Genomic DNA, 26,945 nt, shown 5'->3' with positions numbered 1-26,945 from the left:
CAAAATGCCTCCCTGTTTATTCGTTCTCTATTTTACCGAAAAATAGATGAATTTGCTACTATTTTACCAGACTTTTTTTGACTTTACTTGCTGGTATTTGTTTTTTTAGCAATTTCGGCCAAGATAGCGTCAACAACCTGGTCAATCGTTAAATTAGTTGAATCGATTTCGATTGCATCCGCTGCCTTCTTCAAAGGTGAAACTTCACGGTGGGAGTCAAGGTAGTCCCGCTTGGCAATGTCAGCTTCGATTTCTTCAACCGTCTGCTTGGCCTCAATCCCCTTCTGCTGCCAGTCCAAAAGCCGTCTTTCCGCTCTGGACCGGGCACTGGCAACTAAGAAGATCTTGACTTCAGCCTTAGGCAAGACCGTGGTCCCGATATCGCGGCCATCCATGATCACGTTGGTTGACCCAGCGAGTTTTCTTTGCAGGTCAACCATCTTGCTTCTGACCCCTGGCAGGGCTGATACCTGGGAAACATTGGCCGTGATTTCCGGAGTCCGGATTTCCAAAGACACGTCTTCACCGGCTACCAGAACCTTTTGGCCCTTTTCACCTGGCTCTAAAACAATGCCATCTTCGTCGATCGCCTTTAAGATCCCGGCCTCATCCCCGTAATCCAGGCCGTGCTTGCGGGCAATAAAAGTACATGCCCGGTACATCGCGCCTGTGTCAATATAAACGAATGACAGCTTATTGGCCACAATCTTGGCCACGGTGCTCTTACCTGCTGAAGCAGGTCCATCAATTGCTACTTGCATAACATCAAAATGAAGCGACTCACATCGCTTCAATCCTTTCCAATAAATTCAGCTATTTGGCTTGCTTGATCTTCAGTTTCTGACCAACCGCCAGGGTTGAGCTGGTATCAAGACCATTCTGCTCAGCCAGCTCTTCAGCGCTTATGCCGTACTTCTGGGCGATCGCGGCCCAACTGTCGCCAGACTTGACCACGTAAGTCTTGACCTCTGGAGTAGCCTTCTTCTTGCTGGACTGTTTGGCAGCCCGCTTGGGCTTGGTCTGCTCTTTCTTAGTTTGCGGGACGGCATAATCGCTGCTTTGACTGGTAACTAGCGGCAAAACCGCCAGGGCTATCATAACCACGATCAAGAGGGCCGTCCACCACGGCGCCTGCTTGTTCTTGCGCTCTTCTCTGACCGCTTGCTGGCGGGCCAGACGTGACAAGGGCTTTTGGGCATTTTGATCCATCTAGCTTCCCCCTTTAAGCTTACATTCTACCATAAATCACCTGCCTAATCGAAAAGAAAAGACTTTCCCTAAGGAAAGCCTCATCAAAAGATTCACTTGTATTTTCAAATTAGTACTTGCTGGAAACGCTGAAGTGCTTGATCACGAATGGCTTGATGGTCTTTAAGACTGATTCAAAAAGGATGTAGACCACAACTGAGTTGATGGCCCCCTTGATCAAGTTGAATGGAACGATGATGCCCATAATGTAGCTGGACATGCTTGGAATGTGCAGCATCTTGCCTAGGTAAGTCTGTTCAGTAAAAGTAAGCAGCTGAGCGTAGTTCATGTGCATCCCCGCTGCCTGCGGCACTGAAGTGTAGGCGTAAACCGGAGTAAGCAGGAACTGGTTGGTCAAAGCCATGACCACCGTCAAAGACAAGACTCCTAAAAGCAGGCCCAAGGCTGGCAGCAGGTAGCCCTTCAGGCTCTTTCTGTCCTCTTCCTTGACTGATCCAGCCAGGAAGTAAAATGGCAGGGCAAAGGCCATTGAGGCCAAAAAGGCAGCCAGTTCACCGACCAATGACGGCAGGGCAAAACCGGCAAAGATCAACGACAAAAGGCACTTGATCGCGGCCACGGCCACCCCGCCGCCAATGCCGAAGATAAAGGTAGTGATGACCACGATGACGTCGGAGAAGTCCATCTTCAAAAAGCTGACGCCTGGCATAATCGGGAATTCAAACTTCATCACCACGAAGGCAATAGCCCCGATCATGGCATAAGCGAGCCAGTTGCTGACTGATTTAGCTGTCCGTTTGTTAGCAGCTTCCATATTAACATACCTCCATTAAAAAAGTCCGTTGCCTTGAAGAGCAACAGACCTTTCTTAGTAAGCATGCTTATTATTCCAGCGTCTGCCTTCTTCCATCTAGACTATAACTATCGGTAGCTTTACAGCATTCAACCATTTGCATGGCTCGCGGACTTGCACCGCCGGTCGGGATTTTCACCCTGCCCCGAAGACAACTTGTATTATTTAACTTTACAACTATATTCTAATCCACCTGCTTGAGCCTGTCAACCTCTTTGTGGTTTAATTCCCGGTACTGTCCGGATGTAAGGCCTTGCAAGTCAAGAAAAGCATACCGCTCTCTGGACAATTTGTCAACCAGGTGGTTAACAGCTTTAAACATTTCCTTGACCTGGTGGTAGTGGCCTTCGTGGATGGTCAGCTGGACGATCTGGGTCTGGGCCCGGGGATTGGTCTTCAAAACCTTGACCTGGGCCGGCTTGGTCTTGTAGCGGCCAATCTGGACCCCCTTCTTCAAGGCCCTGATTTCATCTGGCTGCAAAATGCCCTTGATCTTAGCCACGTAGACCTTGTCGACTTCGTTTCTCGGGTGCATGAGCAGGTTGGCCAGTTCCCCGTCGTTGGTCATCAAAAGCAGGCCTGAAGTGTCATAGTCCAAGCGGCCAACTGGGTAGAGCCGGTATGGCAGGTCACTAAAGTAGTCAGCCACGGTCTTGCGGCCCTTGTCGTCCTTCACCGCGGAAATCACGCCGCGCGGCTTATAGAAAAGATAAGTGTGGTGGCTTTCCCTTTCGATCGGCTGGTTGTCAACAACTACTTGTTCAATTGAGCTGACCTTGGTTCCCAGCTTGGTCACTACTTGCCCGTCGACCCTGACCCGGCCGGCCAGGATCATTCTTTCCGCTTCTCTTCTGGAAGCGATACCCGCCTGGGCGATCACTTTTTGCAAACGTTCTTGCGCCATTATAAATCCTCCATCTTTTGCAATGCTTCATCAGCCGTGCCGTTCTCGGCAAACAGGTCTACCTGGCCGTCGGCATCAAAGCTGCTGTCTTCAAAATTCTCAATTACCGGCAGATCCGCCAGGGACTTGTAGCCAAAGTACTGGAGGAAGTAATCGGTCGTCACGTACAGCTTGGGGTGGCCCGGGGCGTCCTTGACTCCCTGGGCTTTGACCAGCCCTCGCCAGACAAGGGTTTGCAGGGCACCAGAGGAATTAACCCCCCGGATTTCGTCGATCTCAATTCTGGTAATTGGCTGCCGGTAGGCTACGATCGCCAGAATTTCCAAGGCTGACTGGCTGATGTTCTTGGTCAGGTCCTTGTTGAAATATGCTTCCACCAGGTCGCTGACCTCCCCGCTGGTCGTCAGCTTGTATTCGTCGTTGATTTCCAAAAGCTGCAGGCCGCTGTCGGGATCGCTGACTAATTTTTCCTGCAGTCTTTTAGCCAGGGGCTCAATTTCCGGGTCTGCTACCTGCAGCAAGTCCCGCAGCTGCTCTTTCTTGATCCCGCTGTCGCCAGCCACATAAAGGAGGGCTTCCAGCTGGGCTATTTTACTCGTCATGCTTGCTTCTTTCTATTTCCAAGTCGCCGAAGCGGCGCTTTTGCCTAACTTTCAAGTACTGGTCCTTGGCCAGTTCCAAAATGGCCAAAAAGAGGCCAACCAAGTCCGCCAGGTTTTCCACCTGGTCAGTCAAGGCAAAAAAGCTGGCCCGGCCATTTTTCGCTAAAACTTCCTTCAGCCAGGCAATCATTTCCTGGATTGGCCGGCCGGTCAAGGTAACCTGGGCATGGTCATTTCTTTTCTTAAAACGGCGCATGGCCAAAATAAAGCTGGCTGTCAAATCCTGCTGGCTGATTTGCCCTAATGGCAGAGGCTGAACCTTGGCTCCTTCAGCCACGCTGGGCTCTTTGGCGGCCAGGACCGGCACTTCATCATTTCTGACCTTAAAGTAGGCTGAAATCTTTTTGAAGACGGAATACTGAACCAATTGCTCAACCAGTTCCTCCCGGGGGTCGGTAAATTCTTCTTCTGTTTCAACGAAGTCGTTTTTCGGCAACAGATACTGGGACTTGATCCTAAGCAAGGTTGCCGCCATTACGAAATATTCCCCTGCCAGCTGCAGGTTCAGCTTCTGCATCTGCTGCAGATAGTCCAGGTACTGCTGGGTAATCCGGGCAATCGGGATGTCATAGATGTCTAATTCCTGCGACCGAATCAGGTGGAGCAAAAGGTCCAGGGGGCCTTCAAAATTCGGCAGCTCAATGGTCATGCCTTCATTCATCATTGTTCAAGTACTTCATTAAATAGGTATATTCCGGGACCGTCATAACTTTCTGCTTGCCAGCTTCCTGGGCCAGTTCCCGCATGATTTTTGAAAAATGCTCATCATCGCGAAAGCCCGGCGCCAGTGACAAATAGCGCAAGACCAGGCAGCCGGCCCCGGCCTCGCAGCCAGCCAGGCCGACGATATTCTGGTCCTCGTCCCGGTAAAGGTAAAGCTGGTGGGCCGGATCTTCAGCATACAGCTGCATTTCTTCCTTCAAATTCTGCAGGTTCTTGAAATCTGGCAGATAGGATAAGAGGCCCATGGCGACTTTTTCATAATCTTTTTTATATGGTACTAGCATATAATCACCTCTAAATCCGGGGATGGGTCTTTTGGTAAACGTCCAGGATATGCTTCTGGGTCAGATTGGTATAGATCTGGGTCGTTGAAATGTCGGTATGGCCCAGGATTTCCTGGACTACCCGCAAATCCGCCCCATGTTCCAGCAAATGGGTCGCGAAGCTGTGGCGGAGGGTGTGCGGGGTCACGTCTTTAGCTATCCCCGCCTGCTGGCAGTACTTCTTGATTTTCTGCCAGACGGCCTGCCGGGTCAATTGCCCGCCCCGGCTGTTCAAGAACAGGCAGTCACTGCTCTTGCCGGCTTTTAGCAGCTGCTGGTCTCTGACGGGCAGGTAGCGCTTGATCCAGTCCAAAGCCAAATCGCTCACCGGAATCAAGCGTTCCTTGCTTCCTTTGCCCAAAACCTTGATCAATTGCAAGTCGGCATGGACGTCGGCCAGTTTTAAGTTAACTGCTTCGCTGACCCGCATCCCCGTCGCGTAAAGCAGTTCCAAAAGTGCCCGGTCCCGCAGGCCCAAATCCGTCGTTACATCTGGCTGCTCTAAAAGCCGGTTTACTTCTGCCTCAGTCAAAGCCAGGGGCATCCGCTTCTCCCGCTTGGGAGCATCGATCTGGCTCATGGGGTCCAGGGCAATCAGCTGCTGGCGGACCAGCCACTGGTAAAAGCGGCGCAAGGTCGACACCAGCCGGCTGATAGAGCTATTGGCCTTGCCCAAGTCCCGCTCTTTAGCCAAAAAAGCATCAATTTCCACGGCTTCCAGCGGCCAGTCTGCCATCTGCTCTTCTTTGACGTAAGCTAAAAATTCCTGCAAATCCTGCTGGTAGGCCGCGATCGTATTTGGGCTGAGTCCCCGTTCAATCTGGCTGTAGCGCAGGTAATCGTCAATCTGTTCAGCGAGCTTATTCATCCGCCTCATCCTTGACCAGCTTGATCGTGCCGGCTTCCTTGTCCTGGCTGACCAGCCCCCGCTTGATCAAGTTGCCTAAGGCCCGCTTGAAGGCTGACTTAGAGATGCCAAAGTAATCCTTAATTGCCTGGGCATCACTCTTGTCACTAAAGGGCAGGGTCTTATCAGCTTTACGGCGCAAAGACATCATGATCATGGCCGCGTCATCGTCAATTTCTTCAAAAGCCCGGGGCAAAACGCTCATGTTTAAGCGGCCGTACTGGCTGACCCCGATCACCCGGGCCTTGACCTCTTCGCCAAGCCGCAGCGGCTGCTGCATTTGGGATTCGTGGATGAAGCCCAAATAGTAGTCATTGGTCAAGACAAAGCAGCCCAGGGACTTGCTGGAGTAAACCCGGGCAAGCAGGTTCTTGTTGACCAGGTTATTTGGGAAGCGGACGGCGATCTGGTCAAAGACATTTTCGTCAGCTGCCTTGGCCCAGATCCGGTCCTTGTCATCAGTTTCCAGCCTTACCAAAAGGCGGTCGTCTTTTTGCGGCCAGCGGGCCGGGTCAAGCGGCAGGTCGTCCAGTGACATAACTATATCCTTATCAGGCAAGCCGATGTCCAAAAAGACCCCCAGGCCCCGCTGAACCCTGGTAACCGTAGCCCAGCCGTATTGGTCAGCCTGAGCAAAGGGCAAGAACTGGGTCATTTCCCGTTCATGTTTTTGATTATCATAAATAAAGCCCGTGATTTCGCCGCCAATTTTGGGCGGATCTTCCTGGGTGATTTCTTCTTTCTTCAATTTGAACGTTAAGCCGTCAATCTGCACGAAATAGGCTTCAGCGTTGCTGTCAGTAATTTTACCGGTCCGGATTTCTCCAAGCATGTTCTGCCTCCAACTTTACATAATTCTAATGCTAGTATACGGGAACAAAGAAAGAAAATAAAGCAAATAGCAATAGTTTTTCTGCCCAGTCGCTGATTTTTTTCAATTCACGCATAGTTTTTTCTATTTTAAAGCAAGTTTTGGCCAAGTTCTTTAATTAATCTAGGTAAGCAATAAATAAGGAGGCTTACATGTCTAAGAAAAAACACCTTTACGAAGTTGACCTGATGCGCTGCTTCTTTATGTTTGGCGTCGTGCTCAACCACGTGGCCAGCACATTTGCAGAGGCACTTGGCAACAAGGCGACCCCTGCGGGCCGCTTTCTAGTATCGACCCACTTAATCCTGCACTTTCCTCGCTTCGGCTTTATGTTCATTACCGGCCTGGTTCTCTTTTTAGGCTACTGGGACCGGCCTGAAAAACAGAACTGGCCGACTTTTTGGAAAAAGCGCTATATCGGCAGCGGGATTCCCTACCTCTTCTGGAACGGCCTCTTTTTAGCCTTCCTCTTGCTGACCAATGGCTCTTTCAGCTGGAACAAGTGGCTGACCGACTGGCTGGAAGCTATCAGCAAGGGCAACCAGTTCTACTTCTACTACATCTTCTTGATGTTCCAGCTCTACTTGATCTTCCCACTGGTGCTCAAGCTTTTTGCATTATTTAAAAAGCAGCTCAACCTGCTCCTGGCGCTCAGCGCGGCTCTCCAGCTTTGCCTGGTCATCTGGGCCAAGTACTACTACCCGCAGGTTAATCATGATTCCTGGCCCTACCTGTTCAAGTACTACGGCAACAACATTCTGTTCTACCAGTTCTACTTCATTTTAGGCGGCTGGGCCTGGATCAACTACGAAGCCTTGACCAAGTGGCTTTTGCGGAAAAAGAAGCTGGTCTTCATAACAACCGCGCTTGCCGCGGCCGGAACCCTGGTCCTTTACCAGTTCAACGTCCAGGTCCTGCAGCTCAGCCAGCACTCAGCCAACTTGATTCACCAGCCATACTTAATGATCTACGCGGTCTGCATGATCGCCACCATCTTCACCCTCTGCCTGCTCTATGAAGAGAAAAGAGACCAGTGGCAACAGACCAAACCGGTCTTTGTCAGCTGGGTTGACCGGTCTAGCGCCATTTCCTTTGGCGTTTACCTGGTCCACTCAATTTCAATCACCTTCCTGGCCTGGCTGTTGAGCCTTGTTCAGCTGAACCAGTGGGTCTTGCTGGCCTTATTTCCACTTGGCTACGCGGTCTGCCTGGCCATCTCCTGGCTGATCGCCGACTTTTTATACCTGACTCCGCCATTCGGCCGCTTGATCGGCCGGCCAAACGGCCGCAAGCTGCTGGCACTTTTTAAGAAGGGAGAAATCTCATGACACGCTTAACTGATGACTTGCAAGAAAAAATCGCCCAGAACCAAAACAGGGAAATCCTAATGGACCTCAGCCGGCACTTATGGTTTACCGGCCAGGACATCGAAGATGACGTGGCCTTGTTAAAAGAAGCTTTTAAGGCTGTGAACTTGGCCGCTGGTGACCGGGTCCTGCTCTGCCTAGCCAACAGCCCGGTCTATATTCCCATCAACCAGGCCATGTGGCGGATGGGGATCACCCCCCACCCCGTCTCAGCTTCAACTCCGGCACCGGAAATCCTCCGCCTTTTAAGCGACCTGGACTACCCGGCCCTCTTGCTTGATGCTGAGCTGGCGGCAGAAATCAACTTGCCAGCTTTTGCAAAACAGATCTTGAATTTAAAGACCAAGCCGGATCTTGCCTTCTTTTATAAAACAGACCTGCCAGCCGGCCGGTCTTGCCTGCCGAGCGAAGACTCCCTTGGCTTGATCTTAAACACTTCCGGCACCACCGGCAAGCCTAAGCAGGTTGGCTTGACCCATGCCATGATGAGAAACGCTGCCCAATATGACAAGGACAGCCACCGCTTAACCGCGGACGACACGGTTTTGGTCGTCATGCCCATGTTTCATATGAACGCCCAGATGATTCTGACAACCAGCAGCCTTTTGGCTGGAGGACGAATCGCCATCGCGCCGAAATTCTCGGCCAGCCGCTTCTGGAACTGGGTTGAAGAAGCTGATGCCTCCTGGTCCTCAGTCGTGCCAACCATTGTCACGATTCTGCTCAAGAACGAAAAAGCCCTGGCCGCCTACAAAGAGCATCCGCAAAACCGCCTCCGCTTTATCCGCTGCGCCAGCGCCATGCTGCCTGTTTCCCGGCACAAGCAGTTCATTGAAACTTACCATGTGCCGATCTTGGAAGGCTACGGGATGACCGAATCATGCTCGCAGTGCACTTTAAACCCGCTTGATGCCATCAAGATCGGGTCATCGGGCAAGCCTTATCACACTGACATGGCAATTTTTGCCGATGGCAAATACCACGAATACGGTAAGGAAAACGGAATTAAAGGCGAGATCTGCATCAAAGGCGACCACGTCATTGCTCATTACCTGTCCGGCAGCCAAAAGGACTTCCAAAATGGCTGGTTCCATACCGGGGACCTGGGCTACTTTGACCAAGACGGCTACCTTTGGCTGGACGGGCGAATCAAGCACTTGATCAACCGGGGCGGCGAAAAGGTCAGCCCAATCATCGTCGAAAACGTCATCTCTGAACTGCCTTTCGTCAAAGCCGTCGCCGTTGTTCCAACTCCAGATGACCTTTACGGTGAAGCGGTCACTGCCGCTGTCGTTTTAGACCCACGGGCCGGCCTCTCAGCTCAAAAAGCAAGAGAAGAAATTTCCCGCTACTGCCAAAAGAACCTGGCCGCCTACCGCCGCCCAAGCAAAATCTTTTTCGTTGACCAGTTCCCGCTTAACCCAACCGGGAAGATCAAGCGGCCAGAACTTGCCGCGGAACTGACAGAGCTAGAAAGAAAAGGAGCCTAGTTTTTTATGAAAAAGCACAAGCACTTAGCCAGAAAAATTTTCCTCGCCGTCTTGCTGGTCCTCTGGGCCAGCGTGGTCATTTATTCCCAAGTCGGGCTCAACAAGTCTTCTAGCGCGAAATTGACCACGATCAAGATCGGCTACCTGTCCGGTGACGAAATCGCCATTTCCAAAGCCCGGGGGGTCTTGAAGAAAAAGATGAAGAAGCAAGGCTACAATGTGGTCTTCAAGGAATTCTCCTCCGGGGCTGAAGAAGTCCAGGCCCTGGCTTCCGGCTCAATCGACTACGCCCGCTGCGGGGACACTCCGCCGGTTACGGCTCTTGCCGCCGGCAGCAAGCTGGCCTACATCGCCACTGGCGGGACCAAGGCCAAAGGGACCGGCCTTTTGGTCAAAAAGTCATCCGGCATCAAGACGATTGCTGACTTAAAGGGCAAAAAGATTGCCTACACCAAGTCCACGGCTTCTGAATACTTTATCCGGGCCCTTTTGTCCAAGTACGGCTTAAAGACCAGCGATGTTCAGTTGGTCAACCTGGAAACCAGCGCAGCTTCTATTGCCTACTCCAAGGGCAAGGTCAGCGCCATCGTGGCCTGGGACCCAACTACCTCCCAGCTGGAAGCCAGCGGGTCAACCCTTCTTTACACCGGGGAAGACGTTTCTTACAACAACCGCAGCTACATCATGTCAACGCAAAAGTTTGCCAAGAAGAACCAGGCAGTCAGTCAGCTTTTGATCAAGTACCTCAGCCAAGACATGACTTGGGCCAACAAACACCAAGCCAAGCTGACCAAGATCCTGGTCAAGGCCCTGGGGCTTAAGGAATCCGTCGTTAAAAAGATGATCTCCCGCCGATCATACGACTTCGGCGCCGTCACCCAAACGGCTATCAAGGAATCCCAGTCCATGGCTGACACCTTCTACAAGGCCGGCGTCATCAAGACCGACCCGAAGATCAGCAAGTACGTCATCAGCATTAAGTAAGAAAGAGGCCAAACATGCAAAAGAAAGCGGCTTTTAACTGGAAAAAGGACCTGCTCCCCTGGGCCTTGCCCGTCATCATCATCTGCTTCTGGCAGATCAGCGTGCAGCTGAAATGGATCCAGTCAGAATTCCTCCCGGCCCCATCTGCCGTCCTGGCAACCGCGGTCAAGGACTGGCAAAACGGAACCTTGCAAAAGAACATCAGTATCAGCCTCTACCGGGCAAGCATGGGCTTTTTGATCGGGGGCGGAGCCGGTTTTATCTTAGGAATTTGTTCCGGGACTTCAAAAGTCTTCCGGCAGACTTTTGACACCAGCATCCAAATGCTCAGAACCATCCCTAATATGGCTCTTATTCCCCTCATTATCTTGATCATGGGAATCGATGAAGGGTCAAAAATCACCTTGATTTCCTTGGCTTGCCTCTTCCCAATGTACATCAATACCTACCATGGCATCAGCTCAATTGACCCGGACCTTTTGGAAATGGGCCAGGCCTACCAGCTTTCCAAGTGGCAGATGTTCAAAGACGTCATTTTCCCTGGTGCTTTGCCAACCATCTTGATCGGGGTCCGCTACGCCCTAGGGACCATGTGGGTGGCCTTGATCGTAGCCGAAACGGTCTCAGCTGACTCCGGCATCGGCTACATGTCAACCAATGCCCAGCAATACATGGACGTGACCACCATCTACCTCTGCATCGTCTTATATGCCTTGCTGGGGGAACTGTCCAACTTTATCGCCCACAACTTTGAAGTCATCTTGCTTGACTGGCAAAACAGCCGGTCAGCCCAATAGGAGGTTAAAAAATGCCTTTTCTCGAAATCAGCAACCTGCAACAGTCATATGGCGGCAAGGAAATTTTAAAAAACGTCAACTTAGGCATCTCTAAAGGCGAATTTATCGCCCTGGTCGGGATGAGCGGGGGCGGCAAGTCCACCCTCTTGCGCTTGATCGCTGGCCTGGAAGAGCCGACAGGCGGGGAAATCACCATGAATGGGCAAAAGTTGTCCGGCCTTAACCAGCAAGCCCGGGTCATGTTCCAAGATGACCGCCTGCTGCCCTGGAAAACGGTTCTGGGCAACCTGCTCATGACCGGCAATGACCCGGACAAAGCCAAGCGCCTTTTAGCCCGGGTGGGGCTGGAAGAATACGCTGACGCCTACCCGGCTACCCTGTCCGGGGGGCAGAGACAAAGGGCAGCCTTGGCCAGAGCCCTCCTGTCCTCTCCCCAGCTCCTGCTTTTGGATGAACCACTCGGTGCCCTTGATGCCTTGACCAGAAGCAAGATGCAAGAACTTATCCTGCAGGTCTGCAAGGAAGAAGGCATCACCACGGTACTTGTTACCCACGACGTCCGGGAAGCCACCATCATGGCCAACAAAATCTGGGTCATCAAAAACCAAGGCATCGCCGCGGAAATGATCAACGACTTCCGCGACCAAGACGATGACCAGGCCCAGCTGGCCAAGGACAAGATCGTTCACGACACCTTAAAGATCATCTTGGGTGAAGACGACGCGGCGGCTTAAAAGAAATAATCAAGCAAAGAAAAAGAGCTCAATCGTTTGATTGAGCTCTTTTCTTCTGTGGTTGTCAGACTTGCAATCCTAGATTACAGGTTTGAAACTTCACCTTGGTAAATTGCGCCGCGACGAGCGTCAACAGTCAAAGTTGAGCCGTCAGCGATCTTTGAAGTTGCGTCAGCAGCGCCGACAACAACTGGAATGCCAAGTGATACGCCGACAACAGCTGCGTGGCTGGTCAAGCCAGAAGCTTCAACGATCATACCGCTGGCCTTCTTGATAGCTGGCATGTAGTCCTTGTCAGTAGTCTTAGCTACCAGGATGTCACCTTCGTGAACCTTAGCGTTGGCTTCTTCAGCGCTGTTAGCAACAACAGCCTTGCCGATAACTGAGCCAGTGCCTACGCCCAAACCTTGAGCAAGTTGGTTACCGATGATTTGCAGCTTCATCAAGTTAGTAGTACCTGATTGGCCGAATGGTACGCCGGCAACGATGATTACCAGGTCGCCATCCTTAACAAAGCCGTGTTCCTTGGCTACGCGGGCAGCTTCTTCGAACATTTCGTCAGTGTTTGAAGGTTGCTTTGCCAAAACTGGTTCAACGCCCCATACGATACCCAATGAGTGTTGGATCTTTTCGTCGAAGGTCAAGGCAACGATGGTTGCGTCTGGACGGTACTTGGAGATCATACGAGCTGAGTAGCCGGAGCTAGTAGCAGTGATGATAGTCTTAACGCCCAGTTCTTGAGCAGTCCGGACAACTGATTCACCGATAGCTTCAGTAACGTTTGAACCCTTGTATTCTTCAAAGCGTTGCAGAGCCAGAGTGTTCCGGGTGTCCATTTGCTTTTCAGTCCGAACGTCGATGTCGTGCATAGCTTGAACTGCTTGTACTGGGTACAAACCGTTTGCTGATTCACCTGACAGCATAGTTGCGTCAGTACCGTCAAGAACGGCGTTAGCAACGTCAGTTACTTCGGCACGGGTTGGACGTGGGTTTTCTTGCATTGAGTCCAGCATTTGAGTAGCAGTAATAACTGGCTTGCCCAAAGCGTTGCACTTCTTGATCAAAGTCTTTTGTACGAATGGCACGTTGATGAATGGAATTTCAACACCCATGTCACCACGGGCAACCATCAAACCATCTGAAACTTGCAAGATTTCGTCGATGTTGTCGATACCTTCTTGTGATTCAATCTTTGGGAAGATCTTAACGTATGGTGCGTTAGCTTCTTCGCAAAGTGCGCGGATGTCAAGAACGTCTTGAGCCTTACGTACAAATGAAGCAAAGATGAAGTTAATACCGTGCTTCAAACCAAAGCGGATGTCGTCAGTGTCCTTTTCAGTAATCCCTGGGAGGCGGATTTCAACACCTGGAGCGTTAACACCCTTCTTTGAGCCGATGACACCAGTGTTTTGAGCTTCACAAACCAATTCGCGCTTTTCTTCGTCCTTGGCCTTGATAGTCAAACCAACAGCACCGTCGTCGATCAATACAGTACCGCCAACGTGAGTGTCGTCGAACAGACCTGGGTAGGTAACGTGGATCATGTCCTTGTTGCCGGCCTTGCTTGCGTCCATTGAGATACGGATTTCGTCACCAGTGTTGATAGTGAACTTGCCGCCTTCTTGGTCAGTGGTTCTGATTTCGGCACCCTTGGTGTCCAAAGCGATGCCCAAAAGCTTGCCAGTCTTCTTTTCAACTTCACGAACCATGTTCATTCTTGCCAAGTGTTCTTCGTGGTCACCGTGTGAGAAGTTGAAACGGAATACGTTTGCGCCTGCTTCGGCTAACTTGGTAATAGTTTCAATATCGTTTGAAGCTGGTCCTAAAGTACTAACAATCTTCGTTTTTTTCATCTTGAAAAAATCTCCCTAAATCAAAAACTATAAAAACAACTATCTTGATAAATCTGCGTTGAGCTTTAACAAGTCATAGTCACCCTTGTGAGACTCATCAAATAAATCAAGGATGTCGTGTGAAGTAACCTTGCCGTTTTCAATGCCGACAGCCAGGCCGCCCTTGCCTTCCAAAAGAAGGTGAACGGCTTCGCTGCCCAGCTTGGAAGCCAGCACCCGGTCAGAAACAGTTGGCGTGCCGCCCCGCTGCATGTGGCCCAAAACGTTGGCCCGAACGTCGAAGTCACCATACTTCTTCAGTTCAGCCATGAATTGGTCAGCAGTCATCACGCCTTCGGCAACGACTACCAAACCGTGGTCCTTGCCGCTTTCCTGGGCTTGCTTCAAGCGGTTGGCGATTTCTTCAACATCATATGGTCTTTCAGGAATGACAATCGCGTCCGCACCGCAGGCTACGCCGACGCGCATGGCGATGTCACCGCAGTTGCGGCCCATTACGTTAACAATGAAGACCCGGTGGTGACTGGAAGCAGTGTCACGGATCTTGTCGATCGCGTCCATTGCCGTCATGCAGGCCGTGTCATAGCCGATCGTGGCATCCGTGTAAGGGATGTCGTTGTCGATCGTGCCTGGCAGACCAATTGAGTTGAAGCCGTGGCGGGTCAATTGCAAGGCGCCGTGATAGGAACCATCCCCACCGATAACGACGACAGCATCGATGCCATGCTTCTTCAATTGAGCAATACCAGCCAGTTGCCCTTCTTCTTCTGCGAATTCAGGATAACGCGCAGAGTAGAGGAAGGTACCGGAAACATTGATCAAGTGGGCTACGTCTTCACTTTCCAATGGGAAAATGTCGCCCGCAACCAAACCTGCAAAACCGTATCTGATGCCGAAAACTTCCAAACCGTTCGCGATCGCGACTCTGGTTACGGCTCTTACGGCTGCATTCATGCCAGGGGCGTCGCCACCACTAGTCAAAATACCAATCCGTTTCATGAATTCACCTCATCATGATTTAAATTGTGTAATATCTCACATCACATAAATCATAACATTTTTCCCGCATAAAGTCTTGTAAAATCTGGTTTAAATTCGATTTATTTCTCATTTCGACCTGTTAGGGCTTACAAATCCCAGCCTGGCGTTTATTATTTTTTTCACTAGGACAGATTTTTTTCAAAAAAGCAAATTGGTCAAGTCATTTTCAGCGCAAATTGACCTGCTTGAGGCCATAAATTTTAAAGTCCAGGCTCTCTCTTTGGCCTAAAGCTTCTAACTTGAGCAGGTAATAGTCACCCACCTGTAAATTCAACTTTAAATTTGCCAATTCCCCGGCAAAAAGCCAGCATCTGTAGCGGCCGGAAGAATCGGCCAAGATCAAAGTCGCCATCTTCCGCCCCCGCTTGTCTTCCTGGTAGCGGACAGCTAACAGCTTGCCCAGGGCCGTGCCCCTTTCTTTGACCCGGAAGTCGCCCAGGCGCTTGGTCTGATAGTGCTGGTCAAAATAGCGCTCAAGGGCCAGTTCTTTTGGCTTGACCGTGACCGGCTTGACTTCTTCGACTTGCTCGATCTGTTTTAAGTCCAGAAGGCGGAGGTCCCGCAAGATCAGCTGGTAGCCCCGGCCATCCTCCTGGTCTTCTTTTTTGTCAATCTGCAAAAGATAGACCGCGTCTTCTTTCAGCATTTGGGCAAAGCGGCGGTACTGGCTGGTAAAAATCGTCACCTTTTCACTGGTCTGCCCGTCGCTAAAAACAGCGTTGCTGCCTAGTTCGCCAGCCCGCGCCCCCCGCTTGACCCGCCAGTCGTTTTTCTTGACGAATTGGGCAAGGACCTGCCCGGTCTCGTTTAAGGCAAAAGCAGCAAAGGGCTTGGCCCCGTAGCGCTTGGCCAAGGCCTTGCCGGCAATTTCCAAAGGCGTTGCCGTTATCGCAAAGCCCATGGCCCGCTCTTCCATGGCCGCCTTTTCAGCTGCCGTAGGCATCGGCACGTTTTCTTCTTTGGCGGCCAGAAAGTCCTGCAAGACCAAGCTCTTTTGCGACAGACGGGCGGTATTGAGCATGTTGCCGCAGTTGACCAGAAGGCTTGCCCGGTTGGGGCTGATCTGGTCAAAAAGTCCGGCTTCAATCAAGGGAATCAGCTGCCTTTCTTTTAACTCCTTGGCATCCAATTGCCGCAGAAAAGCCGGGAAGCTGGTTACCGGCCGCTTTATCTTTAAGAGCTGGTCCAAAAATGGCGGAGTAATAGCCATGATGTCCTTTAAGCCCAGGTAGATCCGGCCTTCAAACAGGCGGGCTTCTTCCTGGCTCAAGTTGATGTCCGGGCCTAGGACTTCAACGCCGGCCTTTCTGGCCTGGCGGATGATGGCCCCTTTTTCCTTCCCCCGGCTAGCCCGGATTTTTTCCAAATAGAACTCTCTTGGGAAGTGGACGGACAAGAAGGCCTGCCAGTAAGCCAAAAGGGCATAGGCCACGGCGTGGGAGTGGTTGAAGCCGTAGTTGGCAAAGGGCTCGATTAAGGCATAGACCGCTTCGGCTGCTTGCCGGCTGTGCCCTTTTTTCATTGCTCCAGCGATAAACTTGCCCTTTTCTTCAGCCAAAAGGCCAGCCTGCTTTTTGGAAATCGCGTTCCGGAAGACGTCAGCCTCAGCCAGGCTGAAGCCGGCGAAAATCCGGGCTGTCTGCATGACCTGCTCCTGATAGACGAAGACGCCGTAGGTTGGCCCCAGGACTTCTTTTAAGCTGGGATCGGGATACTGAACCGGACTGGTCCCGTTTTTCCGGGCAACATACAAGGGGATGCTGGCGATTGGGCCCGGCCGGTAAAGGGCCACGGCTACGGACAAGTCGTCAAAAGTCCGGGGCTGGATTTTCCGCAAGACCTCCTGCATCCCGCTGGAATTAAACTGGAAGATCTGCTGGGTCTCCCCACGGGCAAAAAGGGCCAAAGTATCCGGATCATCCAGAGGCAGCCGGGTCAAGTCCAGGGGACCGCTGGTCTTTTTGATTTCCGCCAAAACGCCTTCCAAAAGCTCCAGATTGTCCAGGGTCAGAAAGTCGATCTTAAGGAGGCCGTACTTTTCAACATACTTTTTGGTCTGCTCAACCGTCCATAAAGGCGCTTCTTTCCCGGTCATGAGGCCGATCTGCCTGGACAGGGGCTCCTCACTGATCACTAAGCCAGGGGCGTGGGTGCCCGTGTCTTCCGGCAGGCCCTCCAGCCTTTTGGCGGTTTGATAAAGGAGGCGGGTCAAGGGACTGGCGTTAGTTATGCCTTTAAAAGCAGCCTGCTGGCTGGCCTCTTCCAAAGTTTTGGCTGGGCCCATCGCCTGCTTGAGGTGGGCGATAGCCGGCAAGGTCAGGCCAAAGACCTGGCCGGTCCGGTCAAGGACGCTTTTAGCCTTCATGGTCGTCAAGGCCAAAATCCGGGCCACCAGGTCAGACCCTTGGCCAAAGCGGGCTTTAGCACCGTATTTAGCCTGCACGTAGGCAAAGGCCAGCTTCCGCCCGCTCGTGGTAAAGTCCAGGTCAATATCGGGCATATTGGCCCGGGCCGGGTTTAAGAAGCGTTCAAAAAGCAGGTCGTATTTCAAAGGGTCAATTTGGGTGATGCCTAAGGCGTAGGCGACCAAAGAGCCGGCAGCTGACCCCCGGCCAGGGCCGACCAGGGCACCCTTTTTTCTGCAGTAATTGACGATGTCGCCGACGATCAAAAAGTAGTCGGCAAAGCCCATCTGCTTGATGACGGCCAACTCTTTTTGCAAGCGGGCCTGGTAGATCCCCTGCCTAAGCTTTAATTTTTCCAGGCCGGCGAAAGCCAGCTTTTCCAAATACTGGTCTGAAGAAAGGCCTGTTTCTTGCGGAAAGACCGGCAGCTGGGGCTCTTTAAAGGGAATCTTGGCCTGGCAGTTGTCAGCAATCTTGCCGCTGTTTGCCAAGGCTTCTTCCAGGCCCATTTCCCGGCAGGCAGCTGCCAAGGTAGCCGCGGGCCTAAGCCAATGTGACCCCTGCCCTTCCGCCATCAAGGTCAGTTCGTGCTCATCCAGGACCCGTCTTTCCTTGATGGCCTGCAGCACCTTGCAGAGGAACTGGTCGCCCGGGTCTAAGTAGCGGACGTCTTCAACAACCGTTATGGGCAAAGCGGCAGAATCTGCCAGCTTTTTGACATAAGCATCATAAGCAGCCGCGGATTCAGCCGGGTAAACGCCTAAGTATAAGGGCAAGGCTTTTGGCAAAAAGGCCAGGAGCTTTTTAACATATTCCTCCCCGCTATTACCCAATTTATTAAGCTGGCGCAATTCACTGGTCGGCCCGGCAGGCACGATCACGGTTAAATCAGACAAGTCCGGCAGATCGGCTAAGCCAGGGGCTGATCCAATAAGGTCGCCAGACGCAATGTTCAAAAAGCTGGACAGGCGCATCAAGGACTGGTAGCCCTTTTGACTTTGAGCCAAAAAGACCAGGTCATATTCTGCTTCTTCCAGCTCGATCCCCTTAAAGCGGCCCTGCAGGCCCAAAAGAGGCTTGATCCCTGCTTTTAATGCTTCCTCATAAAAATCAGCCAGACCGTAAGTCACGTTGATGTCCGTCAGTGCTACGGCGCTATAGCCCCGCTCTTTTGCCCCCTTGACCAGGTCAGCTGTTTTCATCGGGCTGGCCAGAATCGTATTGGCTGAAATCGTCTGCAATGCTGCTATGTTCACCTTGCTCGCCCCGCCTTTCACTTTTTCCTTGTTATTTCAATTATAGCAAAGTCGCCTTTTCACCAATTGAATTTGCTCGCCGATTCTGGTAAAATGCAGAGCGAAAGAAGGAAGATACTATGGGACGTTACATTGTTTGCATCGTCTGGGGGATGATTTTTACCTTCATCATCGGCTTCATCGGAGCCCCTCTGACCCAGAGCACGTATAACCCTGTTACCTTGTTGATCGTCGGTGCCGTATTTGGCCTGCTGTTCTCTTTGACTATTCCAAAGATCACAGCCAAGTCATACAAGGACGACTCCGCGTTCAGCAAATAAAACAGATGACCACAGGCTAGCCGAACTGGCTAGCCTTTTTTTGGCTATTTTTTCTATCCGCGGGCAAAAGATGGTATGATTTACCTAGTCTAAATTTATTAAGGAAGTTGACAATGAAAGATAACCTGATCGTTTTTAAAGTAGGGACCTCCTCGCTGACCAGTCCGGCCGGTGACCTGGATCCAGAGAAGATCAAAAGAATTACCCGGCAGCTGGCCCAGCTGCACCAGGCCGGCTACAAGCTGGTCCTGGTAACTTCAGGATCCATCGCGGCGGGCTTCCGCCGGCTCGGCTTTGACAAACGACCCAGGAAGGTTGCCGACAAGCAGGCTGCGGCCGCTGTTGGCCAGGGGCTCTTGATCGAGGAATACACCCGCAGCCTTTTAGTGCAGGGAGTGGTTTCCGCCCAGATTCTCTTAACCCAGGACGACTTCGCTGACCAGCGCCGCTACCAAAATGCCCAGACAGCCTTGAACGTCCTTTTGAACCGGCGGGTCATCCCCATCATCAACGAAAATGACACCATCGCTATCGATGAACTGAAAGTCGGCGATAACGACACCCTTTCAGCGCAAGTTGCCTCTTTGCTGAAGGCTGACCTCCTGGTCCTTTTGACCGACGTGCCTGGTCTTTACAGCGACAACCCCAGAAAGAACCCCGATGCCCGGCCAATCCCGGTCATCGACGAAATTACCCCGCGGATTTTTGCAATGGCCGGCGGGGCCGGGTCCAGCAACGGGACCGGCGGCATGGCCACCAAGATCAAGGCCGCTGACATGGCCACCAAGTCCGGCGTTCCGGTCTTCATTTGTTCGGCAGATTCTACTGCCCTGGTTGACGCCGTTCACCAAAAGAACCAAGGGACCCTTTTTACGGCCAACGAAAATGCCTTTAACCAAAAGAAGCAGTGGCTGGCCTTCTACGCCCCGGCCAAAGCCCGAGTCTACATCGACCACGGGGCCGTTCACGCCATGGCCAGGGAAGGCTCCAGCCTGCTGATTTCCGGGATCAAGCAGATCCAGGGCAATTTTAAGAAAAATGACATCGTGGAAGTCTACAGTTTGAAGAGCAAAAAGCTGATCGGCAAGGGCAAGGCCAGATTCTCCCGGCCAGTCCTGGAAGAAATTCTGGAGCAAAACCACCCCGAAGGCATCTTCATCCACCGCGACGACTGGGTTACTACCCTTTGATTTGAGAAAGGAAAAAGAAAAAATATGACTGAAAGCTCAACTCAGCAACTGATGGACAGCCTGCTGGCAAACAAGGAGGCTGTCAACCTGGCAACTACCGCCGACAAGAACGAGGCTTTGGCCTTGATGGCTGACAGCCTACTGGACCATGAAGCAGACATCCTGGCGGCCAATGAACTTGACCTGGAAAAGGCCAAGGGGCAGATTCCAGACGTCATGCTGGACCGGCTCCGCCTTAACCCAGACCGCCTGGCTGGCATGGCCAGCGGCATCCGGGCCTTGATCGACCTGCCGGACCCAGTCGGCCGCCTTTTAAGCGAGCACACGGCTGACAACGGACTCAAGATTGAAAAAAGATCCGTTCCTTTTGGCTTAATCGGGATGATCTATGAAAGCCGGCCAAACGTCACTTCTGACGTGGCTGCCCTGGCCCTTAAGTCCGGCAATGCCGCCCTTTTGCGGTCCGGCAAGGAAGCCTTCAATTCCGCCAACGCCATCATGCAGGCCTTAAAGGCCGGCCTGGCCAAAAGCAAGATTTCCCCAAAGGTGATTGAACTGGTGCAAGACACCAGCCGGCAGTCTTCCAGCGAAATGATGACTGCCCGGGGCAAGATCGACCTCTTGATCCCGCGCGGGGGCAAGGGCTTGATCAGAGCAGTTGTTGACAACGCCAAGGTGCCGGTAATTGAAACCGGGACCGGGATCTGCCACATCTACGTCAATAAGGCAGCCAATTTAGCCGAGGCAGTCAAGATCACGGCCAATGCCAAGATGAGCCGGCCATCTGTCTGCAACGCCGCTGAAGTCTGCCTGGTTGACCAGGATGTTGCCGCTGACTTCCTGCCGCGTTTAGCCGAAGTTTTTGCCGGCAAGGTTGAGATGCGGGCTGACGAAAGAGCTAAAGAATTTTTGCCAGAAGCTAAAGCAGCTGGCCCAGACGACTTTGACACTGAATTTTTGGACTACATCATGGCCATCAAGGTCGTTGACGGAGTTGAAGAAGCAATTGACCACATCGCCAAGCACTCAACCCACCACAGTGAAGCCATCGTGACTGAAGACCAAGCAGCCGCTGACCGCTTTACTCAAGCCGTCGACTCAGCTGCCGTTTACGTCAATGCCTCAACCCGCTTTACTGACGGTGGTGAATTCGGCCTGGGCTGCGAACTGGGCATTTCGACTCAGAAGATGCACGCCCGCGGGCCAATGGGCTTAAACGAGCTCAACAGCTACAAGTACATTGTCCGCGGCCAGGGACAAGTCAGAGAATAGCAGGGAGAAAAACACATGAAAGTTGGATTTATCGGTTTAGGCAACATGGGGAGCGCGATCGCCAGAGCAGTTGCCAAGTGTGATGACGTCAGCCTGCTTTTGAGCAATCACAACCCGGAAAAAGCCGGCAAGCTGCAGGCGGAAATCGGCGGCCAGCTGCTGGGCAACGCGGCTGTTGCTGCTGAAAGCGACGTGGTCTTTTTAGGCGTTAAGCCATACCAAGTGGCAAGCACCATCAAGGAAATCGGCGAAGGCAGCAATAACGGCAACATCTGGATCTCCATGGCAACCGGGGTCAGCCTGGAAACTTTGACCAAGCTTCTGCCCGGTCACGACCTGGTCAGAATGATGCCTAACACCCCAGTAGCCATTGGCCAGGGTATGACCAGCTACAGCAGCCAGAGCAGCAAGGCCAAAGAAGTCTTCAAAGACTTAATGACTTACTCCGGCAAGGTCGTGGAAATTTCAGAAAATTTGATGGATGCTGCTACGGCAGTGGCGGGCTGCGGCCCGGCCTTCGTCTACCAGTTTATTGAAGCCTTAGGCGACGCTGGCGTGCAAAACGGCCTCTCCCGGTCCCAAGCCATCGAAATGGCCGCCCAGACTGTTTTGGGCTCAGCCCAGATGGTCCTGGAAAGTGGCCAGCACCCGGCCCAGCTCAGAGACGCCGTAACTTCACCAGGCGGCTCAACCATCGCTGGCGTCGTTGAACTGGAAAAAAACGGCTTCCGCTACGCGGCTATCAGCGCAGTTAACGCGGCTCTTAAGCGGAACCAGGAATTAGGCTAAAAAGCAAATTAAGCTGATAAACAAAGAAATACCCACTGAAGATGGAGAATTCTTCAGTGGGTATTTGTTTTTGAGAAGTAGAAATATATTTAGTAAAAGTCTTGTAGTAGGAAAAAAAAACTGTGCTTCTGCAAATTATGCTTTAGGAGAGATCACCCCCATTGCTGGCGAAAACTTTTTTGAACCAGTAGAAGGACTTCTTCGGCACCCGCTTCATGTCGCGCAGGTCGTGGTTGCCGCGGTTGACATAAACCGCCCCGTAGCGTTTTTCCATGTCGGCATGGGAGCTTGGAATGTCGATCAAGCCCCAGCCCAGATAGCCCAAGACCTTGGCCCCGTCTTCAAACATGGCCTCTTCCATAGCCTTGATGTGGGACCGGTGGTAGGCGATCCGGTAGTCATCCTGGATCTCCCCTTTGCCATCCCATTCTTCCCGGCAGCCGATCCCGTTTTCGATCGGAAAGACCGGCAAATGGTAGGCATTATAAGTATGGGTGATGATATTGCGGAAACCCAAGGGGTCGATATCCCAGCCAAAATCAGTTTCCGGCAAAAAACGGTTGTGTTCAAAGCCCCAGTTTAGGTAGCGGTTTGGCGCTTCACCCTCCGGAACCTTGTCGCCGTCCAAGGTAGTGGACCGGTAGTAGCTGAAGGACAAGAAGTCGGTATGAATTCCGGCTAACACTTCCGCGTCCCCTGCTTGAAAATCAGCTTGAATCCCGTGATTTTCAATCCAGGCCAGAACTTCAGTAGAGTACTTGCCAGTCGTATAAAGCTTGTTCAAGTTCTCGTTCAAGAACTCATTTGACTTGCGCGCCAGATAAACGTCAATTGGCTTGGACGTTGCCGGATAAACCGGCGTATAGGCAATCATCCCGCCGAACTTAATCTCCGGGTACTTGTCATGGGCGTACTTGCTCAAGCGGGCATGAGCCAGCATAGTGTGATGGAAAATCTGGTACATGTCATCCAGGCTCTTTTCACCGTGGTCGTAGCCGGCAATATTGAAGACTTCATCAGTAAAGTAGAGGTTGTGCTCGTTAAAGACAATCCAGTACTTGACCCGGCCGGCAAAGTGGTCCAGCATCTTTTGCCCGTATGAGACAAAGGCGTCAGTCACCTTTCTGGACATAAAGCCGTTTTCTTCTTTGGCCAGCTTGGCTGGCATGTCAAAGTGGTACAGACAGATCATTGGCTCAATGCCCCGCTGGCGCATCCCGTCCACCAGGCGGTCATAGTACGCCAAACCTGCAGGATTGACCTCTCCGTCACCATCTTTGATCACCCGTGACCAGGAAATCTGGATCCGGTACATGTTCATGTTCATTTCCCTAAGCAGGTCCAGGTCTTCGTCATAGCGGTGATATTCATCAATCGCATCATGCCAGTCTGCCGTCTTTTCAGTAGCAGGCCGGAGGTCATAGACCGATAAACTTTTTCCATCAATATTCCAGGCCCCTTCCGTCTGCATGCTTGAGACGGAATTTCCCCAGAAAAAGCCTTTTGGCATCGTACGCGCAGTCAAAACAATTCCCCCTAAAAAGCTTTGTCTTTAGTTCTTGCCAGCAGCTTCAGCAGCCGCGTTTTCTTGTTCCCGCTTCAGCAAAACTTGGTCGTAACGCTTGGCAAATGGGAAGTAAACCAAAGTTGAAATTACCAAAACGCAGAACTGCCAAATGGCAATCTTCCAGCCGCCGATGAAGAAACCAGACAGAACGGCTGGCGTGGTCCATGGAGCAGCTACACCGTTAAGCGGTGGCAGGATGCCGTAACGGATCAAGCCGTAAGTTGACAGGCTGACGATCAGCGGCACGCAGAAGAATGGCACGGCCAGGAATGGGTTCATAACCAGTGGCAAACCGAACAGGAATGGTTCGTTGATGTTGAAGATTGACGGTACGAGTTCGATCTTACCAATTGCCTTCATCTGCTGGGACTTGGCGAACCAAACCGTGAAGACAACCAAACCGATCGTAATACCTGAACCAGTCAGGTTGATGAAGTTGTTGTAGAATTCGTTGGTAATAACGTGAGCCCCTTGGGCAACAGATAATTTGCCCGCGTGGTACAAAGCAGCGTTGGCTGCCGTGTTTGGCAGAAGGAAGGCGCCGGCAACTGAACCGACGATCAAACCACCGTGAACGCCGAAGAACCAGAAGAATGGTACGGCCAGGCCGATAACGATGGCCCCGCCCCATGAGTCAGACAGACCCTGCATCGGCATTTCCAGAACTTGGTAGATCCATTGCAGCATGTCAGTGTTGCCAAAAGTCTTGAAGGCGGCAAACAGCAGCATGCAGGCAGTCAGGTCAACGCCGGCTGGAATCATGGCTGAGAACTGCTTGGAAACGCTGGATGGAACTTGTTCTGGCAGCTTAATCTTCCAGCCCTTCTTCATCATGGCGCTGTAGCTCCAGCCGACCAAAAGGCCGATGATGATGGCGGCAACCATCCCTTGACCGCCAAACCAGGTAATGTTCAAAACGTTAGTGACTGGTGAAGCCAGGAAGGTCTGCAAAGCGTGCGGCAATTTGTCGATGTTTTGCGTAACGGCTGAGCCGGACAATACGACCTTGCCGGCCGCGTTGCTGATGCCGCTGGCTTCAGCGGCCTTGAGCGGGCTGTCGACCTGCATAAACTGCAAAAGCAGGAAGGCTGACAGAGCAGTCAAAGCAGCCGGAAGAGGCTCAACTTTTTCATTCTTGACATAGACATAGGCAATCCCGACAACTGACCAAACGGAAATCATCCCGAAACTGGCCGTGTAAGCCTGGCTAAAGAAGGCTGACCAGCCGCTGTCGGACAAGGCCTGGGAAACTGCCGGAATTGGGAAGTTGGACATGATCAAGAAGATCGACCCAATAATGATAAATGGCAGTGAGTAGACCATCCCGTCTTGGATGGCCTTGACAGCCTTCGTGTTAACAAACTTCATGATTGGTGGCAGAATCTTTTGATTGACAAAAGCACTGAATCCACCCTGCTTTGTAGTTTCTGTACTCATCACTTTTTCCTCGATTTACAAATGCAAAAGCTCTTTACTTGCTCATTACCTTAGTAGCTTGTTGAACAACCTTTTCTCCGTCCATCATGCCGTAAGCAGCCATGTCAATGACATCGACTGGAACATCGGTGCCTTCAACCTTCTTTTGGAAGTCAGCCAGCATGTAGCGGACTTGCGGCCCAAGCAAGATGCAGGAGATGTTCTTGTTTTCCAGGTTTGAATCAGCTTCAGCTGCTGGACAGGCAAAGATTTCGTAGTCCAAGCCGTCCTTCTTAGCAGCTTCTTGCATCTTCTTAACCAGCATACTGGTACTCATCCCTGCTGAGCAGCACAGCATAATCGTTTTTTCAGCCATTCTAATTACCTCCTAGAACTTCTCTTCACGGATATGTGTTATCGCTTACAAAGAATAGTATAGTACCAGAGATAGATTATGTCTAGTCTATTTAAAGAATATGTTTTATTTTTTGTTAGACTTTACTTACCCATTAATAAGCAAAAAGAAAAGCCAGGTGGAAAATTCCACCTGGCTTTATGTCCAGATTATTAATGATTGGTTTCAACCATGATGTAAGACCGCTTGTTGTAGAGGTTTCTTGACCGGGAATATTCGATGTTGACCCCTGTATTAGTCCAAATGATCTGCTCAATTTCCAAAATCGGCGTGTTTTCGCTGGCGCCAAGGTACTGCAGGTCATATTCATCCGGCAAATCAGCCCGGACCCGGCGGAAGACCCCGCCGAATTTGATATGCAGCTTCTTGTGCAGGTAAGAGTAGATCGACCCCTCCAGAATTTTTTTGGACAAGGCCGGCACTTGGCTAACCGGCATGTTGGTATGCTCAATCACCAGCGGTTCCCCATCCAAAAGGCGCAGACGAACAATGTCATAAACCGGATCATTCTCGTCCAGATTCAATTTCTCACATAAGTCAGCCGAGGGGAAGCAGACTTCGAACTTCAAGATCTTGCTGCTGATCCGGTCATTGCCAACTTCAGATGACAGGCCGGCAAAGGAATTGACCGGTGAGTCGTGTTGACCCAGCAAGGTCAAGTTGGACAAGACCAGAGTCCCCAAGCCTGATTCCTTATAAACGAAGCCTTCCCGCTCAAGCAAGTCCAAAGCACTCTTGATCGTGATCTTGCTAACCGAAAACTCCTCAGCCAGTTCTTCCTGCTTAGGCAAAAAACTTTGCTGGGGATAAACACCGTCGATAATCCGCTGCTTAATTGTGTCTGCGATTAGTTGATACTTCTTCATGAACTGCCACCTTGCTTCTTAATGCGTTAATTAATAACAACGTAATTTTATTTTATCAACATCCGCAAGTTTTTGCTATCAAAAGTTAAGTACCAATAGCAAATCATCTATTATTTTTACAAAAACTTAAACATACTTTTTACATCAAAGACTCATCATAGATGGCCCGCTGGCCGCCGACATACTTTGGCCGGCGGCGAGCACAGATGATGTTGGCCTCCCCGATCTTATCTAGGGAGATCCTCAAGGGAACTACCACCGGGTGCAGGTGCATCCCGATCAAGGTACCACCGATATCGATCCCGGCTTCCCCCCGGGCGTCAATGTCTTCTACCAGTACCGCGTTGGGCAACTTTTGATAGGCGACGGTCGCGAAGGCCCCGCCGGCATGGTTTGGCTGGGGAATAGCGTTAACCTGCTCCAAGTCATACTTTTCCATTGCTTCCCGGCTGACGACCAGGGCCCGGTTTAAGTGCTCGCAGCACTGGGCTGCCATGTAGATCCCCTTTTCCGCCAAAACTTCATTAATCCCCTGGTAAAGGGCTTCAGCAACGTCAGTGCTGGTATTGGTGCCGATTGCTTCGCCTAAAACCTCGCTTGAAGAGCAGCCAACCACGAAAAACTGGCCGGCCTTGATTCCGGATGCCTCGACGATTTCACTGACGGCCTGCTTGGCCTGTCTTTGAATTTCTGCTAAATCCATCTTTTTTCCTCCAATCTTATTTCTTGCT

The 26,945-nt window shown here is 51.6% G+C and carries 25 protein-coding genes, 1 pseudogene and 1 riboswitch; of the genes and pseudogenes, 9 read left to right on the top strand and 17 right to left on the bottom strand.

Annotation, left to right across the window (positions count from 1 at the left end; translation table 11 throughout):
* Positions 1–83: 83 nt before the first annotated feature.
* The 9 genes from cmk to ACYVUT_RS04160 form a co-directional block, all read right to left on the bottom strand.
* Positions 84–761: a (d)CMP kinase gene (gene cmk / locus ACYVUT_RS04200; protein ID WP_439776034.1), complete on the bottom strand. Its 678-nt coding sequence runs from the start codon at positions 759–761 to the stop codon at positions 84–86.
* A 52-nt stretch (positions 762–813) separates the two neighbouring features.
* Positions 814–1,209, bottom strand: a complete 396-nt coding sequence (locus tag ACYVUT_RS04195; protein WP_484500041.1) for a LysM peptidoglycan-binding domain-containing protein — start codon at positions 1,207–1,209, stop codon at positions 814–816.
* A 109-nt stretch (positions 1,210–1,318) separates the two neighbouring features.
* Positions 1,319–2,023, bottom strand: a complete 705-nt coding sequence (locus tag ACYVUT_RS04190) for an ECF transporter S component (RefSeq protein WP_484500040.1) — start codon at positions 2,021–2,023, stop codon at positions 1,319–1,321.
* An 80-nt stretch (positions 2,024–2,103) separates the two neighbouring features.
* Positions 2,104–2,219, bottom strand: a riboswitch (FMN riboswitch).
* A 27-nt stretch (positions 2,220–2,246) separates the two neighbouring features.
* Complete coding sequence (locus ACYVUT_RS04185; RefSeq protein ID WP_439776037.1) at positions 2,247–2,966, bottom strand: pseudouridine synthase; 720 nt, start codon at positions 2,964–2,966, stop codon at positions 2,247–2,249.
* Positions 2,966–3,568 carry an SMC-Scp complex subunit ScpB gene (gene scpB / locus ACYVUT_RS04180; protein ID WP_484500039.1) on the bottom strand — a complete coding sequence of 201 codons (603 nt, stop codon included), beginning with the start codon at positions 3,566–3,568 and terminating at the stop codon, positions 2,966–2,968. The genes ACYVUT_RS04185 and scpB overlap by 1 nt, the downstream gene beginning before the upstream one ends.
* The gene (locus ACYVUT_RS04175) at positions 3,558–4,292 is read right to left on the bottom strand and encodes a segregation and condensation protein A (RefSeq protein ID WP_439776039.1); all 735 of its coding nucleotides are present in this window, start codon (positions 4,290–4,292) and stop codon (positions 3,558–3,560) included. Before ACYVUT_RS04175 ends, scpB begins: the two co-directional genes overlap by 11 nt.
* On the bottom strand, positions 4,282–4,635 hold the full coding sequence (locus tag ACYVUT_RS04170) for a reductase (RefSeq protein WP_439776040.1): 354 nt from the start codon (positions 4,633–4,635) through the stop codon (positions 4,282–4,284). The genes ACYVUT_RS04175 and ACYVUT_RS04170 overlap by 11 nt, the downstream gene beginning before the upstream one ends.
* Before the next feature lie 10 nt (positions 4,636–4,645).
* Positions 4,646–5,542 (bottom strand): site-specific tyrosine recombinase XerD, encoded by an 897-nt coding sequence (gene xerD / locus ACYVUT_RS04165; RefSeq protein ID WP_484500038.1) that lies wholly within the window; start codon positions 5,540–5,542, stop codon positions 4,646–4,648.
* A complete protein-coding gene (locus ACYVUT_RS04160) occupies positions 5,535–6,413 on the bottom strand; it encodes a CvfB family protein (protein WP_484500037.1) in 879 nt (292 codons plus the stop codon). Before ACYVUT_RS04160 ends, xerD begins: the two co-directional genes overlap by 8 nt.
* Positions 6,414–6,604: 191 nt before the next feature.
* On the opposite strand from ACYVUT_RS04160, the gene ACYVUT_RS04155 reads away from it, so the two are divergent.
* From ACYVUT_RS04155 to ACYVUT_RS04135, 5 genes and pseudogenes are all read left to right on the top strand, one after another.
* The gene (locus ACYVUT_RS04155) at positions 6,605–7,780 is read left to right on the top strand and encodes an acyltransferase (protein WP_484500036.1); all 1,176 of its coding nucleotides are present in this window, start codon (positions 6,605–6,607) and stop codon (positions 7,778–7,780) included.
* Complete coding sequence (locus tag ACYVUT_RS04150; RefSeq protein ID WP_484501497.1) at positions 7,777–9,309, top strand: AMP-binding protein; 1,533 nt, start codon at positions 7,777–7,779, stop codon at positions 9,307–9,309. The genes ACYVUT_RS04155 and ACYVUT_RS04150 overlap by 4 nt, the downstream gene beginning before the upstream one ends.
* Before the next feature lie 6 nt (positions 9,310–9,315).
* Positions 9,316–10,293: an aliphatic sulfonate ABC transporter substrate-binding protein gene (locus ACYVUT_RS04145; RefSeq protein WP_484500034.1), complete on the top strand. Its 978-nt coding sequence runs from the start codon at positions 9,316–9,318 to the stop codon at positions 10,291–10,293.
* A gap of 14 nt (positions 10,294–10,307) precedes the next feature.
* Positions 10,308–11,090: an ABC transporter permease gene (locus tag ACYVUT_RS04140; protein WP_484500033.1), complete on the top strand. Its 783-nt coding sequence runs from the start codon at positions 10,308–10,310 to the stop codon at positions 11,088–11,090.
* 11 nt (positions 11,091–11,101) lie between these two features.
* Positions 11,102–11,564: pseudogene (locus ACYVUT_RS04135) on the top strand (ABC transporter ATP-binding protein); the annotation flags it as partial.
* A gap of 343 nt (positions 11,565–11,907) precedes the next feature.
* On the opposite strand, the gene pyk reads toward ACYVUT_RS04135, so the two are convergent.
* From pyk to dnaE, 3 genes are all read right to left on the bottom strand, one after another.
* A complete protein-coding gene (pyk, locus tag ACYVUT_RS04130; protein ID WP_439776047.1) occupies positions 11,908–13,677 on the bottom strand; it encodes a pyruvate kinase in 1,770 nt (589 codons plus the stop codon).
* 39 nt (positions 13,678–13,716) lie between these two features.
* The gene (gene pfkA / locus ACYVUT_RS04125; protein ID WP_439776048.1) at positions 13,717–14,676 is read right to left on the bottom strand and encodes a 6-phosphofructokinase; all 960 of its coding nucleotides are present in this window, start codon (positions 14,674–14,676) and stop codon (positions 13,717–13,719) included.
* Positions 14,677–14,884: 208 nt separating this feature from the next.
* Complete coding sequence (dnaE, locus tag ACYVUT_RS04120) at positions 14,885–18,379, bottom strand: DNA polymerase III subunit alpha (protein ID WP_484501496.1); 3,495 nt, start codon at positions 18,377–18,379, stop codon at positions 14,885–14,887.
* Between the two features lie 119 nt (positions 18,380–18,498).
* Between dnaE and ACYVUT_RS04115 the strand changes: the two genes are divergently transcribed.
* The 4 genes from ACYVUT_RS04115 to proC all read left to right on the top strand — a co-directional run bounded on the left by ACYVUT_RS04115 (position 18,499) and on the right by proC (position 21,950).
* Entirely contained in the window at positions 18,499–18,699 is a 201-nt protein-coding gene (locus ACYVUT_RS04115; protein ID WP_270448977.1) for a YjzD family protein, read from the top strand.
* A gap of 113 nt (positions 18,700–18,812) precedes the next feature.
* Positions 18,813–19,889 (top strand): glutamate 5-kinase, encoded by a 1,077-nt coding sequence (gene proB / locus ACYVUT_RS04110; protein WP_484500031.1) that lies wholly within the window; start codon positions 18,813–18,815, stop codon positions 19,887–19,889.
* A gap of 24 nt (positions 19,890–19,913) precedes the next feature.
* On the top strand, positions 19,914–21,161 hold the full coding sequence (locus ACYVUT_RS04105) for a glutamate-5-semialdehyde dehydrogenase (RefSeq protein WP_484500030.1): 1,248 nt from the start codon (positions 19,914–19,916) through the stop codon (positions 21,159–21,161).
* 15 nt (positions 21,162–21,176) lie between these two features.
* Complete coding sequence (gene proC / locus ACYVUT_RS04100; RefSeq protein ID WP_484501495.1) at positions 21,177–21,950, top strand: pyrroline-5-carboxylate reductase; 774 nt, start codon at positions 21,177–21,179, stop codon at positions 21,948–21,950.
* 142 nt (positions 21,951–22,092) lie between these two features.
* On the opposite strand, the gene ACYVUT_RS04095 is transcribed toward proC, so the two are convergent.
* From ACYVUT_RS04095 to ACYVUT_RS04075, 5 genes are all read right to left on the bottom strand, one after another.
* A complete protein-coding gene (locus ACYVUT_RS04095; RefSeq protein WP_484502044.1) occupies positions 22,093–23,460 on the bottom strand; it encodes a glycoside hydrolase family 1 protein in 1,368 nt (455 codons plus the stop codon).
* A gap of 42 nt (positions 23,461–23,502) precedes the next feature.
* Positions 23,503–24,954: a PTS sugar transporter subunit IIC gene (locus ACYVUT_RS04090; protein ID WP_484501494.1), complete on the bottom strand. Its 1,452-nt coding sequence runs from the start codon at positions 24,952–24,954 to the stop codon at positions 23,503–23,505.
* 34 nt (positions 24,955–24,988) lie between these two features.
* The gene (locus tag ACYVUT_RS04085) at positions 24,989–25,309 is read right to left on the bottom strand and encodes a PTS sugar transporter subunit IIB (RefSeq protein WP_484499220.1); all 321 of its coding nucleotides are present in this window, start codon (positions 25,307–25,309) and stop codon (positions 24,989–24,991) included.
* A 191-nt stretch (positions 25,310–25,500) separates the two neighbouring features.
* On the bottom strand, positions 25,501–26,214 hold the full coding sequence (locus tag ACYVUT_RS04080; RefSeq protein WP_439774852.1) for a GntR family transcriptional regulator: 714 nt from the start codon (positions 26,212–26,214) through the stop codon (positions 25,501–25,503).
* A gap of 139 nt (positions 26,215–26,353) precedes the next feature.
* On the bottom strand, positions 26,354–26,917 hold the full coding sequence (locus ACYVUT_RS04075; protein ID WP_439774851.1) for a TIGR01440 family protein: 564 nt from the start codon (positions 26,915–26,917) through the stop codon (positions 26,354–26,356).
* Between the last annotated feature and the right edge of the window lie 28 nt (positions 26,918–26,945).

The organism is Lactobacillus sp. WILCCON 0059, from assembly GCF_057197985.1.
This window is presented reverse-complemented; position numbering and strand designations above follow the sequence as displayed.